The sequence below is a fragment of the Oleiphilus sp. HI0043 genome (assembly GCF_001634935.1).
Map to the genome: position 1 here is coordinate 1 of NZ_LWEY01001293.1, position 1,870 is coordinate 1,870.

The 1,870-nt window shown below is 45.0% G+C and carries 1 protein-coding gene and 2 pseudogenes; 2 read left to right on the forward strand and 1 reads right to left on the reverse strand.

Annotation, left to right across the window (positions count from 1 at the left end):
- Window positions 1-657 (forward strand): annotated as a pseudogene (locus A3729_RS33185) (hypothetical protein); the annotation flags it as partial.
- 38 nt (window positions 658-695) lie between these two features.
- Here the strand turns inward: A3729_RS33185 and A3729_RS16875 are convergent.
- On the reverse strand, window positions 696-1,403 hold the full coding sequence (locus A3729_RS16875) for a hypothetical protein (RefSeq protein ID WP_156490203.1): 708 nt from the start codon (window positions 1,401-1,403) through the stop codon (window positions 696-698).
- A 253-nt stretch (window positions 1,404-1,656) separates the two neighbouring features.
- Between A3729_RS16875 and A3729_RS34040 the strand changes: the two are divergent.
- Window positions 1,657-1,870 (forward strand): annotated as a pseudogene (locus A3729_RS34040) (hypothetical protein); the annotation flags it as partial.

Consider the following 1,870-nt stretch of genomic DNA (forward strand, 5'->3'; position numbering starts at 1 on the left):
CCAAACTTTGTTTCAAACTCTATCGCGATCAAAACAAGTGATTCAGACATCGTGATTATCAGCCCTGGTAAATCTTTGATCGATGCCTTTCCCAAAGAATGGCTAAATGAAGAGCTCTGCATGCACCTGGTGATGCCAAACAGTTTTCACTATATGGGCGTTCAAGCCTGGCGAGATGCTTTTCCGAAACATCGCTTGTATGCAAGTAAAGGGGCGATCAAGCGTTTAGTTAAACAAGGGGTAGCTAGTTCAGAAAGCGATATCACTGCACTGGAAAGTGAGTTACCGCCACTGCCATTTAATTACTCTGTACTGATTCCACCAGGTCACCGGGGTCATGATGCCTGGTTTAAAAAGCACGATAAAGACTCGCAAACCAGCTTATGGATTACTTGTGATAGCTTTTTGAACTATGAACGCATGTCTAACCAGCCGATTGCAAAAGTCATGCAGAAAGTGCTTGGCGCTGCACCGGGTTTAAAAATGAGTCAAGTGATCAAGTGGTTTCTTCTTGACGATAAGGCCACGTTTAAACAGTGGGCATTGAAGCAAATAGACAATGACCAACCAGCAATCTTAATTCCAAGTCATGGAGAAGTGTTAGCCTCAGCAGAACTACCAATGAAACTTATTTCCCTGTTAAATAAGCGCTTATAACCGGCCTTTAGATAGTCACTGAGCCGCTATCATTTCAGCTAGTACTTGCAATAGAGTTTTTTAATTTCCTGCTGAAATTCGCGCTCTTCTCTTGGCAGATAAAGCTTATACTTGCGCTGAATAATCTCTCGGCGCACGATATAGTCACACCAATAAGCTTTGTTCTCGGGCATCCACTGGGTCGGCGACTTCCCTGCGCGGGCTTTTTTGCTCATGGAAGCTACCGGCACGATGTTATCTGAATCGCTCACCAGCTCCATACGTTGAGCATGAGACCAGTACGCACCACCGTAACGGTGGGCTTCTCTATAGCTCACCAACTGATCTAGTGCGATATCACCTAACTCAGTAATAACTTCGGTGGTATAGGGGTCAAGCCATTCGCCTTCGACAACGAAAACACAGTCACCTTTTTTGGCATAGCGAATATCGACTGTACTCGCTGTTGCCAGCGCTTGTGTATAAGCTTTTTGGCAACTTCGTGTTCTAGGTTGCCAATCTCTTGGGGAAAAAGGCCGGTCTTTCGCAGCAGCTGCCTCGGTTCCTTTATGAATTGTAAAGCAAGGCTCCGCATAACACTTATACTCACCTTTCTCATAATAGCCACCAATAAAGTCCAGCCCTTCGGGAGGCTCGGCACCAACCAACGAGGATGCACAAGCCAACACGCAATATATAACAAGACGAAGACTCTTCCTGCATTCGCGCATACAGCGACCCTTGATACTCGAAACAGCCCTACTCATCCATACCTCTTGCGTATTCTATCCATATTACATCACTCGCCAGGAGATTCTCTTACTCCAAGTCTATAGCGCGGAACCTTAAACCTTCCTCTGTAATTTGTTAAGTGCTTTAAGTCATAGTTGTGAAACGGATATAAAGTCTCTTTCGTCGTTAAGCAAAGAATTCGACCTGATTCACTGCATAGCTTTCAATGCTGCGATACAATAGCGCCTATATTTTTTACACCGAAGCAAATACGGACTGCTTTTCACAATGTTCCCTAGATTTTTCATTATATCGCTACTTTCTCTTTTCTGCGTCAGCGCTCATTCAGCAAAACTCGAGCAGAAAACTGTTTGCACATGGGACCCAGTTGGCCAGAACGGCCCAGTCATTGCATTCTTCTCAGACCTTACCCCGATTGCCCAAACCTGGGGGCTCGACCTGTCATTTATTGCTTATGAAGATGAAAATCTTGTGGCTTCAG

What these genes read in the sequence shown, in the direction of transcription:
- A3729_RS16875 (WP_156490203.1), bottom strand. Translation starts at nt 1,403, where the DNA reads ATGAGTAGGGCTGTTTCGAGTATCAAGGGTCGCTGTATGCGCGAATGC.